Source organism: Caldimonas thermodepolymerans, from assembly GCF_015476235.1.
GTDB lineage: Bacteria > Pseudomonadota > Gammaproteobacteria > Burkholderiales > Burkholderiaceae_C > Caldimonas > Caldimonas thermodepolymerans.
Map to the genome: position 1 here is coordinate 3,139,838 of NZ_CP064338.1, position 13,695 is coordinate 3,153,532.

General features: G+C 59.5%; 14 protein-coding genes. 1 reads left to right on the forward strand and 13 read right to left on the reverse strand.

Annotation, left to right across the window (positions count from 1 at the left end):
- Positions 1-64: 64 nt before the first annotated feature.
- From IS481_RS14795 to IS481_RS14820, 6 genes are all read right to left on the reverse strand, one after another.
- Entirely contained in the window at positions 65-862 is a 798-nt protein-coding gene (locus IS481_RS14795; RefSeq protein WP_104357791.1) for a replication initiation protein, read from the reverse strand.
- Between the two features lie 148 nt (positions 863-1,010).
- Entirely contained in the window at positions 1,011-1,325 is a 315-nt protein-coding gene (locus tag IS481_RS14800) for a hypothetical protein (protein WP_146079541.1), read from the reverse strand.
- Positions 1,326-1,748: 423 nt separating this feature from the next.
- The gene (locus IS481_RS14805; RefSeq protein ID WP_146079540.1) at positions 1,749-2,273 is read right to left on the reverse strand and encodes an HAD domain-containing protein; all 525 of its coding nucleotides are present in this window, start codon (positions 2,271-2,273) and stop codon (positions 1,749-1,751) included.
- 131 nt (positions 2,274-2,404) lie between these two features.
- Positions 2,405-3,145, reverse strand: a complete 741-nt coding sequence (locus tag IS481_RS14810) for a phage head morphogenesis protein (protein ID WP_104357790.1) — start codon at positions 3,143-3,145, stop codon at positions 2,405-2,407.
- 1 nt (position 3,146) lies between these two features.
- Positions 3,147-4,805 (reverse strand): phage portal protein family protein, encoded by a 1,659-nt coding sequence (locus IS481_RS14815; RefSeq protein ID WP_104357789.1) that lies wholly within the window; start codon positions 4,803-4,805, stop codon positions 3,147-3,149.
- Complete coding sequence (locus IS481_RS14820) at positions 4,805-6,355, reverse strand: phage terminase large subunit family protein (RefSeq protein ID WP_170067470.1); 1,551 nt, start codon at positions 6,353-6,355, stop codon at positions 4,805-4,807. The genes IS481_RS14815 and IS481_RS14820 overlap by 1 nt, the downstream gene beginning before the upstream one ends.
- Positions 6,356-6,399: 44 nt before the next feature.
- On the opposite strand from IS481_RS14820, the gene IS481_RS14825 reads away from it, so the two are divergent.
- Positions 6,400-6,768 carry an adenine nucleotide alpha hydrolase family protein gene (locus tag IS481_RS14825; protein WP_146079539.1) on the forward strand — a complete coding sequence of 123 codons (369 nt, stop codon included), beginning with the start codon at positions 6,400-6,402 and terminating at the stop codon, positions 6,766-6,768.
- Between the two features lie 604 nt (positions 6,769-7,372).
- Here the strand turns inward: IS481_RS14825 and IS481_RS14830 are convergent.
- The 7 genes from IS481_RS14830 to IS481_RS14860 form a co-directional block, all read right to left on the reverse strand.
- A complete protein-coding gene (locus IS481_RS14830; RefSeq protein ID WP_114699332.1) occupies positions 7,373-7,870 on the reverse strand; it encodes a helix-turn-helix domain-containing protein in 498 nt (165 codons plus the stop codon).
- Positions 7,871-8,611: 741 nt separating this feature from the next.
- On the reverse strand, positions 8,612-8,974 hold the full coding sequence (locus IS481_RS14835; RefSeq protein ID WP_146079538.1) for a hypothetical protein: 363 nt from the start codon (positions 8,972-8,974) through the stop codon (positions 8,612-8,614).
- Positions 8,974-9,201: a hypothetical protein gene (locus tag IS481_RS14840; protein ID WP_104357785.1), complete on the reverse strand. Its 228-nt coding sequence runs from the start codon at positions 9,199-9,201 to the stop codon at positions 8,974-8,976. The genes IS481_RS14835 and IS481_RS14840 overlap by 1 nt, the downstream gene beginning before the upstream one ends.
- Before the next feature lie 102 nt (positions 9,202-9,303).
- The gene (locus tag IS481_RS14845; RefSeq protein WP_146079536.1) at positions 9,304-9,912 is read right to left on the reverse strand and encodes a hypothetical protein; all 609 of its coding nucleotides are present in this window, start codon (positions 9,910-9,912) and stop codon (positions 9,304-9,306) included.
- Between the two features lie 139 nt (positions 9,913-10,051).
- A complete protein-coding gene (locus IS481_RS14850; protein ID WP_146079535.1) occupies positions 10,052-10,735 on the reverse strand; it encodes a hypothetical protein in 684 nt (227 codons plus the stop codon).
- Positions 10,736-11,085: 350 nt separating this feature from the next.
- Positions 11,086-12,156, reverse strand: a complete 1,071-nt coding sequence (locus IS481_RS14855) for a BsuBI/PstI family type II restriction endonuclease (protein ID WP_104357782.1) — start codon at positions 12,154-12,156, stop codon at positions 11,086-11,088.
- A complete protein-coding gene (locus tag IS481_RS14860) occupies positions 12,153-13,664 on the reverse strand; it encodes an Eco57I restriction-modification methylase domain-containing protein (protein WP_104357781.1) in 1,512 nt (503 codons plus the stop codon). The genes IS481_RS14855 and IS481_RS14860 overlap by 4 nt, the downstream gene beginning before the upstream one ends.
- Positions 13,665-13,695 lie beyond the last annotated feature (31 nt).

Here is a 13,695-nt window from a genome sequence, read left to right on the forward strand (position 1 = left end):
TCCTTAATGACGCAAAAGGCCCGCCGTAAGGCGGGCCTTGTCCACAGCACAGCTTGTGCTGCTGTCAGGACTTGCGGACCTTCAGTTTGCCTTTGCTCACTTCGAAGCTAGCGACGATGCCGTCAGCTTCGAAGCCCTCGAGCACTTTCTTGACGTGCTTGTTGAAGTCTTTCTGCTCGTACGTGCTGCCCGCAGCTTCGCGCATTGTCGACAAGTCGAACTCGAGCGTGCAGCTGTCAGCTTTGATGAAGCCGTAGAGCCAAGACTCCAGGCCGTCTTTCATAGCTAGCCGTTCGCTAGCTTTCAGATACGTCAGGTTGCGCTCGAACACGGGCAGCAGCAAGTCTGAGAGCCAGACTGTCCAGGCATCGTTGCTGCGCAGCACAGCGTCGCTGACGAACGACATTGCGAGCATGCCGCCCTTGAAGTGCACGCGTGCTCGAGCGTCTTGCAAGCGAAGAATGCATGCTTTCAGCTTCGCGACGCTGTCGCTGCTGTCAGCCCAGCCGAGAACGTCGCGGCAGAACGTGCGGGGAGTGAACTCGATGGCGTTCGAGACGACGTCGCCCGAGCGAAGCTTGAGCAGCGTAAGCAGCACGCGCAAGTCGTCTTGTCGCAGTTCCTCGCCGCGGTACTCGATGCGCGTGTTGTTGTACGACTTGAGTTCAGTGAACACGTCGTAGCGCGTCCTGGCGCCTGACGCTGGACGGAAGAGGTTGGACTTCAAGAGTACGGGCTCGAAGGCGAGCGTGTCGCGGTAGAACTTCGGCAGAGACTTAGCTGCGTAGAACGCACGCTCGTCGAGAGATTCACGCGCTTCGAAGCTGTGCCATAGAGGTGCATTTGCGGGAGAGAGAGACATTGAGAGCATCCTTGATGGAGTGTGATGCTCTGTATAGATAGTGTCTTATATCGGCCCTTGTGGCGCTCCGGCCGCCTTGACTCGGTCCAGCCCTGCCTCGCTTGGCCATGAAAAGAGCCCCCGACAAGCGGGGGCTGAATAAGGAGAATCAGTGGTTCAGGGTATCTCTGCGAGCGCGTTGCTTACGAGCAGCTTCATTCTTAGCGACGATGCTGAGCGCCCTCTTGAGAATTGCAGCTGCGAGCAGCGCAGCAGCTGCACACCCCACTGAAGCTACAGCACCCTCGGCCGTTCCTGTCACATACTTGCCGCCGAATCCGGCAATCGCAAGGACAAACAGAGACGCATGCACATTGATAAAGCCTTCGCGGTGCATCTGAATGCCGGCCTTGGCTAACTCGCTTACTGAGTAGATAACGAAAGCCAGTACTGCAATCTGCACAAAGACGTTGAAGCTGCCCATAAGAATCACCTCTAGAAGTTGCCCTGTCCCACCCCCGCCCACGGCGAGGTGGGAGCCGTGGGCGGGGAACCGGCCGTCGCCGGAGGTCAGCAGAATTGCCTCCCTACTTTGTATAGATAGCTGGAATCCAACGACCCCCCTCGTTTCGCGCCATTTCCAAAAATATTTTGTATCGGTGCGTAACGAAGCTAGGGCGCACCGATTGTCCGGCAGAGGAGATGCACTGATGCCAAGCCCTGGGCTTAGTCGTCTTGGTCGCCGTTGCCAAACTCGCTGGGGAAGAGAAGCGACAGCATAAATACTGCTGCGCTCAGGGTTACGATAAATTCGATGAAGCGAGTGCTGATGCCCATATCGTCCTTGAGTGTATAGATTACCGAATCATCTAGCTACTGCTCTTAAACCTCGCGCCTGTTGCGCCGCTTATTCTGTGCGTAAGGCATCTTCTGCTGTTCGCAAGTGTCGCGTGAGCGCATCAACCGCGCCCTGTGTTGCTAGGCCCAGAGTCGAATCTGTGCGTACTAGCTTGTCGCGGCACCAGGTCGGCCAGCTGAACGCATCGTCATCGAGAGCGACCCAGTGCAGGGGCTCACGTCGCAGCACGTCAGCCCACACTTGCAGACCACGAGGCATCGCCGAAAAGTCGTCCGCGCTCGTGTACTTCGAGTGAAATGTGCTCCCGATGACGCGGTGCTGCAGTCGCTGCGGCAGCTTCTTCTTCGCGTAGGTGAAGCTGCGAGACTGAGCCCACGTTGTCGACAGCACGATGTCGACAAACGGGAACGCTTCGAGCGCGTCTGCAAGCAGGTGCGCATGCTCGAAAAGCGTGTGACCTGCTGCGCGGTGCTCCGCTCCCAGTCGTGGACCGTGTGACGTAGCGAGCACCGGGTGCGGGTGCAGCACACCATCAAAGTCGAGATACAAAGCGAACCGGGGGCGCAGAACCATCTTCCGATTGTCGGCAAAAAAGGCCCCCGGGTTAGCCGGGGGCCAAGGCTCTCTCTCATCGCGCACTGCCTCCCGGACAGTGCGTACGGACGCTCATCACTTCATCCGTATGCAACCTATAGCTAGTCGTTTTATACGGCCTGCCGCTCGAGTCGCTGAAGCGCTCGCTCCAGATGCTTAGCGAACCGCCCTGGGTCACTTGACGGCGCCCCAATCCAGCCGGGGTCGATACTTTCAGGCGTCGTCATGCGCTTGCCGGTAACCGTGTCGACGTAGCGCACCAGGCGCTCTCGCGGCGGCGATGTTCGCACCCGCGAGCCCTCAGCTTCGACAAGCGCCTCCGCCTGCCTTTTGGTCAGTCCATCCACACGGCAGCGACAGTTGTGCCCATTGGGCGGATAGTGCGTCGCCCAAAACTCGTGGCTCTTCGGCAGCAGCACGCCGTCAAGCAGTCGATGCCCTGGTCGAACCGCTGCATCGCCCATCGTGCGATACAGCAGATACGGTCGCGTGCGGTCGCGCTTCTGCTGCTCATGCCGGCCGGCGTTGTAAGCAGTAGCGAAGCTGTTGCGCAAGATGATGTATGCCTTCGCATCAGTCAGCGCTTCACCTGCAATCTGCCGCAGCTTCTCCTTGTCGCCAAGGTTCGCTTCCAGGCGCCCCTCTCGCACTGCTGCTGCGATGCGATTCAGCACCTTCGCAGCTTTGTTCGCAAGCACTAGACGGGCGATGTACGAGGTCTCGTCGTAGTTCTGACGCGCGAGAATCCCGAGCCTGTCTCGCACTTTTCTGTCGCGCACGTCAACACGCGCTGCTCTCAGGAACTCGAGCGCCTTGGCGACAGCTGTCTTCTGCGCGCGCGTGAGCGACATCTCAGTCGCCTCCGACCTTGACGCCGAACTCGCCAGCAGCTTGGCTTGTCAGCAGCGCCCCCGTGAGAGCATCTTGAAACTTCCTGACGTCAGCGTCCTTGACCGCAGCGAGCAGCGCTGCTTTCAGTTCTTCGACGCTCGACGCGCTTTCGATTGCTGACAGCAGGGCGCTGTTCGCATCTTCGTCTGCGCGCACGTAGCCGTCGTCAGCGGTGTACGCAGCGATGAGCACGTCGATTTCGTCTTGCTCTTCAGCTGACGCGAAGGTTTGAGTATTGCCTGTGGCAGCACTCTTGCCGTGGGCTGAGAAGCCCGCTCCTTGGCTAGTCTCGTCAGCTGGCACGGCCGGTGACGCGGGGGACGCTAGGCGAGCCTCACCCTCGGCGGGAGCGCGAAGACGTAGTTTCTCGCGGATTTCTTCTTGTGAGACTTCGAGCCCCAGTGGAACAAGTTCTTTGAGCGCGTTCGTGAGCGCGACCACATCTTCGGGTTCTTCGAATGCGAATCGCACCACAGGCACTGGGACATCTGCGCCGTAGTTGAACGCGACGTACGGCGCGACAATGTGCTGACGAATTGCTTTCGCGACGACAGCAGCTGTCGATTTCAGCTTGCGCACGAACTTGTCGTTGTGCACGTTGCCAAGCGCTTGCGAGCCGCCCGAACCTGTGTTGCCCGTGCCAGTAGCCAAAACGGAACCAGTGATGCGCTTCGTGACCTGCTCGTCCAGATAGCGCGCCAAGTCCTCGAACGCTGCTGCGCTCGCGCCCTTCGTCGCGCTCTCGACAAACTGAATCTTCGTACCTTCGGGCAGCATCGCCCAGGCGTCTGCGCCCAGGTTCTCAAGCGCGCGACGCAGCGTGCGCTGAACTGCGCGCAAGTCTGCAGCGTTCGGAATCGTCTTTGGGTCGTAGTACCCGACACGCAGGGGCTGGCCGCACATCTCAAGGAAGCCTGCCCAGTCCTTAAGCGTCATCGATTTCAGTGCTTTGTAGAACGCCCCGACGTAGCCGTGAGAGCGCAAGAACGGCAGACCGTACGACGGGCGGGCGACATACACGAACTTCCCGTGCGCCAGCGGCTGAGGCATGTCACCTTCCCGGGCCGGCAGAAGCAGCGGCGTGCGTCCGTCTCGCTTGTCGAATGTCAGCCAGACCGGTGGCAGTGGGATGATGTTCTCGATGGACCACTTCGAGCCCGATGTGCTCCAGATTAGTTCCGCGGCGGCGTACCCGAAGTCTTCGAAGCCGCAGAAGTGTCCGATAGCCGCTTGCACGGGCTCGCTGTCAAGCAGCGCTTGCACTTCAGCAGCGATGCGCTTGTCGCGTGCGAGCGGGCCGCCGGCCTCAGCAACGAGCAGCGCAGCATCGATGCTCTCTGTGACCGTCTCCCGCGCAGCGATGTAGTTGATGTCTCGCTCGAGAACGTCTTCGACAAGCTGAACGAACGCAGACGTGTTCCCGCGTTTCGCGAGCGCGAGACGGGCCAGGACGCCCAGTGGCGTCAACTCCCCCGAAATCGAAGCGTCAATAGCACGCCGCACCTCGCCCGTGGGCATGGCCGGGTCGTACACCGGCGCCGGGGTGGCAACTTGCGTTTGAAGTTCAGCGGGCTTGGCAGGCGCCTTAAGCAGCGCTCCGACATTTTTCTGTTCGAGCATCAGTCGTCATCGTCGTAGATTGAGTACAGCGAGCCTTTCGTGCGTGACGCTCGCTTGCCACCCTCGTAGTCGAGCATGCTGGCCGTGAGGCGGCTTTCAAACGTGTAGGTAAGCTGCGCGTACAGCGCTGCCTGTATTGCACTGTCGGCAAGGTCACGGACCTTGCCCGCAGGGAAGACGACCAGCTGCGCGACCAGCTGCTCACTGAGCGTGTCGCTCTTGATGACAGCAAAGTAGCCTTTGAAGAAAAAGGGCGACGCTTCCTCGGCCCGAGCGTTCTTTCCGACTACTGGCACGTACGGCACCAGCCGCCACCGGAACCCTGGGTCGCCATCAAGCAGCTGAAGCATTGCCTTGCCCCAGTCCTTTTGCTCGATGACAACAGCCACAGGGTTGTACTTTTGTCCCAAGTCTTTGAGCCGCTGAATGACGAATGGTGCGGGCTCGCGACCCGTCCATCCGTCCACCAGGACGATGCCACTTGCGTGCACAGCGAAGACGCTGATAGCAGTTGTGTCGTTCGTCTTGTCTTGCCCTTGTGCCGTGTCGACAGAGACGAAGTAGTGTGAAATCGGTGGCAGGTGCTCGCGCTCGAAGACTTTGATGTACTCAGACTTGATGACACCGCCTTCGGCAGGGATGGGCAGCTGCTGATGCTGCGCGCTGTAGCCTCCGGGCAGCAGGTCTCGCAGTGCCTGCTCTTTCTCTTTCTGCCCGAAGCGCGCTGGGAACAGGAACTCCCCTCGCTCCGTGCGCCAGTCACTGAAGCCGATGGAGGTCCTGCAGTGCCGTGAGGGGTCGTACTCTGTCGGCAAGCAGAGCACTTCGAAGCCGCGCTCGCGCACCCAGCCGCCTGCGTCATCTTCGTGCAGCCGCTGTCCGATGCAGATGCGCGCATATTCGCTCGGACGCACGCCGCGTGTCGACGTTGCTCGCAAGTGCTCGTGCACCTCAGCGAGCGCTGCGTCACTGCGTGCTTTCTTTGCGTTCAGCAAGTCGTCGTAGACCCACAGGTGCACGCGATGACCAGTCGCTGCACCGCCGACCGAAGTTGCCAGGCGGAAGCCTTTCGCTGAAGTCTGTATCCAGTTTTCGCGCTCTTTCGTGAGCGTGAAGACGTGACCGTAGAGTGCCTGGTAGCGCGCACTCTTGATTAAGTCTCGCGTGCGTGTGCTGTCACGAACAGTCAGTTCGTACTCGTACGTCGAGTACCCGAATCTATAACCGGGGCGTCCGTGGGGGCCCCAAACCCAGGCTGGCAGGGCGACCGCCATCACGAGTGACTTAGCGTAACCAGGCCCGATTTCGACGCCAAGGGACTTGATGCGCCCCTCGATGACTGCTTGCGCGTGGTCACAGAGCACCTTGATGTGCAAGCTGTCAACATACGGCTCTTCGGGCTCAATCTCGCCCCAAAAATCTTTGAAGAACTCGTAGAAGCTGCGCCGGTGACGCTCGCGCTGGATTTGTGCGAGCGTAGGCAGTCCCGAGGCTTTGAGCGAAGGACGTGTAGCGTTCTTTAGAGTGCTTGAGGCTGCGGCGCGCGTCATCTTTCTGTGTAGCGAAGTACGACGACACGCGCTACGCTGTGGACATGAGCGAAGAACTGATGAAGACATTCCCGCGGCGCTCTGTTGTGAGCGCGCTGACCGGAGCCCATCCGAAGATTGCTGTCACACGAAGTTCAGACGGCAACTACTCTGTGCCGACAGTCAGCGATGAAGAACACGCAGCGCGCTTCGACAGCGCACATGACTTGGCGCGGCAGTTCAAGGACTACTGCTTGCGCAAGCAGCGAGATAGTCCAAGCTGGACGCAAGCGCAGTGCTATGAGCACGCGTGTTGCGGCCTAGATGCGAAGGCCTTCGCGTGGGACCTGTTGCCCGATGAGCGGGCCTGGATTAAGCAGCGCTTGAGGACGCTGCTCGAAGCCGAAGGGTGGGCTGGACTGCCCAGCATCTGAACGCCTGCAGCGCTGGAACCCGCGCAACCTGGCCAGGCGGACGGGTGTGAGAGCCTCGCCGGAGGGCACCCGCCCCAGTTTCGACGTCGAAACCGACGCCGCGAGGCGGGCTGTTAACGCACCCCGCCACTTTGGCTGATACACGCAGCGTTGCTTTCGGCAGCAACCGTACTGCTCCCAGCTTAGAATGCACCTTTTTAGGTGCATTGTGAGCATTACGAGTCAAGCAGAGCGTGATGCGCTGTCAGCTGCAGGCTTCTTATGCAACTCTGCTTCGCCGGAAGCAGAGTACTGGGCTCAGCCTGCGCTGAGCGGCGTCGAGGTCAGCCTCCTCGGGGACGCGGACGGCTGGACTGTCGGACTCTTCGAGGAGTCCGGAGAGGGCATGTGGCTCGCGGATGGGGTGTTCCCCACAGTAGCTGAAGCGCTCAAAGAAGCAGACATCTGCTTCCATGCGCTCGCCTACAGCGGCCTCGACGCTGCTCTTGCCGCGTGTGGCAACCCGCCACGGCAGACAGAAGTCCCAGCCCGCTGGCGTCGCTGAGCCCCAATTTCGACGTCGAAACCGCCCGCGCCTGGCAAGATTTCGACATCGAAATTGACGTCAGGGCGTGCTGCCGCCAGTCCCGCTGCCCGGGGCGGCGGCTGACAGGAGCGACTCAAGCGCTGCAAGCTGCGCGTCTGACAGCTTCGCCAAGTCGACAGCTGCGTTCAAGTTTGCGGTCTCGAGTGGTCCACCGTCCTTGCCCGTCAACTCAGTCTTAGTCGGCGCGTACAGACCCATGAGTTTTGCGCGTTCCCCGAGCGTTTTCAGTACGATGCCAGCCGCTTTGTCGTCGCCCGCGCGAGCGATGGGCAGCCAGTTCGCGAGCATGTCGTCAAGCTGCAGCAGCGTTACTTGGCGCAGTTCGTCGACGCTCTCTTTGACAGCGTTGTTGTAGTCACGCAGCGCGCCATCTACTAGCTGCCAAGCGGCAGACTTCGTGATGCCAAGTGCAGCAGCAATCTCTTCAAAGTTCTTGCCCTGTTTGCGGAGTTCAAGCGCTTGCAGACGACGGTCTGTCGTCACTGCTTTCTTCTTGTCGTTCTTTGTTCTGCGCATTCATAGCATTCCGTAGTGCTTGAGCACTGCTCGCACATATGCGTGCTCGAGTTTGAGACTGTCAGCAATCGCGCGCTGCCCCTTCCCCTTCGCTCTGAGTCCAACAATACGGTGCGCGAGAGGGTGGTCGAGCGGATTGGCTGGCAAGCCGTCTAGTGACAGCAGCTGAAGCTTGTCGGCAGCGCGCTTGCTCATTACAGCCACCCGAGTTTGTGCGCAAGCGCGGGCCCGACCGCTGAGAGCAGCGCTAGTACCCCCGCGAACTTCAGCCAGTTCGCCTCCAAGCGGCGGAGACGCGCTTCATGGTCTGCGAGTTTGCTGTCGCGCGCAGTGTTCTGCGCTTCGATTGCGCTCAGCTTGTCGACAGCTGCAGCGACACGCTCGAGCGTGCGTCGAGTGTTTGCGTTCTCAGAGCGCATCTCTGCGCGCAGTTCAGCGACTTGAGCGCTGATGTCATGTGAGTTCGTGGCGGTGCTCATTATTTGCAAGAGTCGAGTAGTAGTTCGATTGCCTCGCTGTAGCCTTTCAGCACTTCGACTGTCGAAGCGTATGCACGCACGACAGATGAGGGTGGAGCACCGGGCGTCAGCGTTGATATCGGGAGTTCTGGGCGGGGTGGCCGCTCAGTCGAGGCCGCTGGGCACGGCACGGGTGTGGGTACAAATATGGGCTCTGGCGCGGGGGCGCCCGTAGCGCATCCGGCAAGAACACACGCAGCAGCAACAGCAGGAATAGTTCTCATCACCACGCCCCCAATACTGGACCGCGGTCAGCGGCCCAGCCGACGGCGCCGGCGCAGTCTTCCGGTACCCGGGACTTCTGCAGCGCGTCAGCGCGAGCCTGGGCGGTAGACAGAGCGCGCTGTGCAGCAGCGAGCGCTTTGCTTGACTCCGCTTCGCGACGCTCAGCTTCAGCCTTCAGCCTTGCCAATGAAGCAGCTTGCGCTGCGATGCGCGTCTCGAGAGACAAGACATGGCCTCTCACTGTGGCAAGTTCAGTTCGCGCGCGCTCAAGACGCAGCGTCTGCAACCCGCTCACGACTGCGAGCACTCCGACGACGGCAGCAACGAGCACGTTCTTGTAAGCAGCGAGGGCAGCGAGCATTACTTGTCTCCAGTTTCGACGTCGAAATCACACCGAGCGCGGTCGGTTTCGATGTCGAAATTTGAAGCAGTCACGCTGCGCACACGCAGCGCAGCGACGATTGCCGACACGACGACGCTCGCTGCAACCATGCGCCAGCCGGTGAGGTAGTCGGACAGCTGGGGCAGCTGGTCGCGCAGTGCTTCGGCGGCAGCTAAGAGGATGGGCACGAGCGCGGAGAACCACACTGTCAAGGACCGTGTGGCGACTCGGCATTTGTGGCGCAGGGAGCGAGGGGTGCGGGCAGCTTTTCTCATTAAGCCGTGTAGCCAACCCCCTGGAGGCTGCCGTCAGTCTTCTTCGTAGACCGGGAACGGCGGCGCTGGCGGCATAGAGGCGCTGTAGTACGGGCTGAAGCCCTGGCGCAGGGTCCACTTGTCGACAGCTGCGTGTCCCACGGCGTAGACGTCAATCACGCGCTCCGAGGTGATTCGGGCCAGCAGGTATGCCGACACGGGGCGGGTGTGGTGAGCGCGGGCGTTGATGCACACGCTCGTGCGAGACTGTGAGACGCTTTTGACGTCGAAACTGAGGCCCTCGAACTCGAGGTCGGCGGCGGGCTCAGGGCGGTATGTCACTAGCGGCGCGGTGAGCGCTTCGCTGCTGTCAAGAACTGCATACAGCGCAATCTCAGCAAGAGCGCCTTCAGTGTCAATGCGCTCGTCATCCGCTCCGCGTCGATACGCGCTTGAGTTGCAGCCGCGGGCTTTTGCGAGTGCTGTGCGCGCGAGTCCGACTGCGTGTGCTGCGCTCCAATCTTCCGGGCTGATTTTGAGTGAAAACAGGTACGTTATGTCGTCAGTGTCGACGCTATTTTTTAGTATTGACAGAGCGAGTTCTGCGCTTATTTCGCTGTTGCGCTCAAAGTAGAATCGCTCTGCAGTAGAGCATGCGTTCATTCATAGAGTCTCCGCAGGTATTTGTCGCGCTCCTGCTAGCGCCTGGTGACCTATGAATGATTGAGATTTACCTACTGCCGGCATCGAACGGCTGCCGGCGGGCCCGAGATAGAGAGATGCTGTGTATAGATACGCTAGTTCAGCGCGTCAGCGAGTAGAAGTCCGAATCAGCGAAATCCATGTCTAGCTGCTCGCTGAAGACTTGACGATATGTTTTCATTGCTTCGACCGCTTCAATCTGCATCAGCGCTTGCGCTTCGAGCGTAGTGGGCTCTGTTGACTCGTTGCAAAACGCGAGTTTGAACAATGTTCTCAGTATGTTTTTGCTGTACTCATCGAAGTTGCTCATGTCAAGCAACTCCATGTACGCAGAGTGAGTCTCAGCGCAAGCGCACATATACGAGGCGAAACGCTCGTCATCGAGTTCACGCTCAAGCGTTCTGCGCGGCAGATTCTCGAGCGCTTTTGCTCGCTGCTTGTAGACAAGCTGAAGCTGAAATCGCGCTTCGTCTTCATCGAGCAGCTTGCCGCCGTCGCGCAGCGCACGAGAACGCAAGTAGTCAATGTCGTCTTGCGAGACTTCTCTAGTAGCAAGTTCAGCTGCTTCACGCGCCGCGCGTGCTTTGATGTAAGCAAGCGCAGCTTCTCTGTCAAACTTGTGCGGGCGAATGCCCGCGATGTAGATGCGGCGAATTCGCTTTGCAGCGTCAACGAGAAACTTCCGCGCGTCAGTCAGCGCCTGCGCCTTCGGCGCGTGGCGGTTACCTGCCAGGTGTTGAGGGGCAATGCGAGGAGCGCGAGATGTAGCGAGAGTGCTGTTCACTATTTGTCTCCAATGAGAGAGTTGTTCATGTCCTGTATAGATTTGAGTTTTATACGCTTTGGCGCTTTTGTAGATTTATTTTGAATGTAGATATGAGTCTAAATAAGTGACGGTCATATGAGGGCTGTTCTGAGACGGGACTTGTCGCATCACGGCTGCAGCAGTGGCCACGGCGCGGGCAGCGCGTGCTGAAGCTAGGCAGCGGCGGGCTTCGCGTTGCGTACAAAAGAAAAAGCCCCGCGATGGCGGGGCTTTTTGGGGACAGAGCGCGCTGCGTGCTAGCGTCAAGCTAGAGATGGGTTTAGCTGACCGCAACAGACCGCTCGATTTCGACGTCGAAACCAGCTAGGCTAGGCGGAGACAATTGGGAACGGACGGTCGAACAGCATTAGGATGTGCTTCGGTTCGGACCGGAACCATGCGAAAGTTCCCCATGCGAGAGTCGGCAAGGCCTTTCTGAACGCGCTATCTGCTCGGTCCTCGAAGGCTGTTCCGAAATAGCACTGCTTCGTCGGGAAGCCGGAAGCCTTCACGTACTCAAGCAGTTGGGTCTTGCGTACTTCGTTCATAGGGCCATCGCTGGCTACCACTTCGATAAAGATGAGTGCGGTGTCCTCTCCGCTATCACCTACATTCGCAAGGATGATGTCAGGAAGCGCCGTAGCAGCGTCGATTCTGAGGCCGAGTGCCTGGGCTACCCTAACGTCTTGGTGACGTACTTTATTGCCGCTCTCTGAGAGCCACAGTAGCACAGGCCTGGGAAGGAAGTTCTGCGCAAACTCCTCGACAACGGCTTTTGAAATTAACGAAGACAAGCCCGGCGAAAGCCTCGCCACTGTGCCATCCGGACAACGGACGTGTACTTCATCGCTCCTCTTGGCAAGTCCTTGCGCCAGCATAGCCATCCTGGCCCTGGCTGCCGGAGTCAAGTGGCGCCGTTGCCACTGTTGAATGGCCGCATCCAGAGCCGACCCATTCAGCGAAGGGTTGAATAGCGCAGCGAAATCTGATTTCAGATAGTAGATGGGAGAACTACTTGTGACCGCGACGTTCGGCACTTTGTCGACAGCGCCGATGTCCAGCAAGCCATACCTGATGGTCTCGTCTCTTATTGGCTCGCGTGTAGTATCCGCGTACCACCGCCTACCCTCAGGACGCCAGCCTGGCTTGGTCGCATGCTTGAACCAGTATTCGCGGTCCTCATCACCAGTCTTGGCTGCCTGTTCCTCAGTGTAGAAGTAGATGTGCGAGGGCCGAAGGAGGCGGCCCACCCCTTCAATCATGCCCCCATACAAGAAGACGTAGACCGTACGAGCAGCCATCTCACGAGTCAAGTACTGACGCATGTCTAGGCCAGGAGGAAAGATTTGTTCCAGCCTAGCCTGTATGTCTCCAATCGGTAAGAGGGGAGGCAGACTCATGCAGCTACCTGGGCACGTTTGCCTACACCGAGCACAGCATTGACGACAGCGTCAATCTCCGCGAGCGTTGGGCTCATGCTTATTCGCTCGCCAATCTCCTCGATGACAGCTAGCGGCGGCAGCGGCAGCTTGCGCAGTTCAGTAGCGTTGACTTGGGTGCTACCTGCTAGACCGCGGAAGTGGTCATCTACAACCTTTGACGCCAAGAACGCTGACAAGCCACGGGCCTCGAACACGGTCATACGGCCGCCAGGGCGGTAGATGTAGTTCAAGTGGTTCTCAAGACCGATGACATCGCCGGGAAGACGGTCCGGGCTGCATCCGTACGCTGCGCACGTGACGCGACGCTCGTCTTCTTTCGGTGAGAAGCGGCGCATAACGACCATAGGCTCGTTGCGAACGAGCATCCAGGCGCTCTCCGCGTTAGCAAGGATGTGCTCTCGCTTCTTCTGCACTGGCCACCGAATCGATTGCTGCCTCACGTGCTGAAGCCACAACAGCGGCACAGTGCCGCGCTCAGCCGTCTCACGAATGAACTTCTTAGCGCGGAAGGCTACGACCGGGCCTGTGCTCACTTCTAGACCGTACGTCTTCAACGTCGCAGTCCAGCCGGCGAACAGGTCTTCTTGCCGGTGTGGTAACGAGAGCATCGCGTGCTCATCATTGCTGACGACTCGTGTTGCCGGCACAGCTTGAACTTCGGCAGAGTCGAGGTCAGCGACGCCCTGGGAGCGAGTAAAGAGGATGCTCGTACCGGCCTCGACTTGAGAGCGACCGCGCGCCCATGCGATGACAGTCTCTTGCAGCACGGAGTCTTCTTCGAAGCCTTCGGTGCGGCTTTCGAACGCATGTAGACCGTCGAACGTGAGATGACGCAGCAGAGACTGTCGAGTGGCTTTGAAGTACGTCCCAGACATCCAGGACCTGGGTGTGATGAAGCACCAGCGCCCATCTGGTGGTGTGAGACGAGCGCACGCCGCCATAAACAGTGCATAGATGTTCGGCTGCCCGTAGACGGCATACGAGTGCAGCGTTGCCCGCTCGTCAGCAGCCTTGTTCAGCTTGAAGAAGGGAGGGTTTGCGATGGTTAGCAGCCCATTGATGGGAGTCCCGGAGAGCGCCGTGTGAGACAGCAGGAAGTCCCCGTGCTCAATCTTGCAGTCGAAGCCCACACGGGCGCTAGCGCACGCTTCCCGAAGCCCATGGCGAAGTTGCTCTAGAGCAGGAAGCAGCCGCGCGTCGTACTCGAACAGCAGCAACTCGACGCGCTCAGGCTTCGTAGGCCTGGCTAGGAGTTCTTCAACGGTAGCTGCCGCCAAGATGCCCGCGCCGGCAGCGGGCTCCAAGATGCGGGCTACCCGGCCTTCATAGTCTTGAACGAGGCGTCTCGCCATGAACCTAGCGATAGCCGGCGGCGTCATGAACTGGCCTAGTTCTTTCTGTTCATCGCGTGCAAGCCCGTCCGTGAACGCACGGCCAGCCCTGTGCGCTTGCTCAACGAGCGACATGCAGCTACCCCCTCATAGGTCAGGTGTATAT